Below are 253 nucleotides of genomic sequence, written 5' to 3'. Positions count from 1 at the left end.
GTTTCAGCATCAATTTTACTTTTATGGTAAATCGACTTAGGTTGCGGAGTAACCTCCTCATTAATCCAACCTGAAATACCTTTCGGAGTCGAAGCATAACCGTACAACGCAGTTGTACTGGTAAAAATAAAGTGCTTAATACCTGCTTTTACGCCAGACAAAGCCAGTTTCTCAGTCGCGTCTACGTTGATAGATTTAAACTCAGAATCAGGCACTAAACCAACATGAGGAGCATGAAGAGCCGCTGTATGAA

General features: G+C 41.1%; 1 protein-coding gene. It reads right to left on the bottom strand.

All coding sequences use genetic code 11. The features are described 5' to 3' along the window. Nucleotides 1-253 (bottom strand): NAD-dependent epimerase/dehydratase family protein (locus tag AAEY88_RS14700; RefSeq protein ID WP_350563575.1); only part of this gene is annotated, 253 nt, incomplete at both ends.

It is taken from the genome of Psychrobacter sp. CAL346-MNA-CIBAN-0220 (assembly GCF_040309805.1).
GTDB lineage: Bacteria > Pseudomonadota > Gammaproteobacteria > Pseudomonadales > Moraxellaceae > Psychrobacter.
Note: the sequence above shows the minus strand (reverse complement) of the source record. Positions and strands in the feature narration are given on the sequence as shown.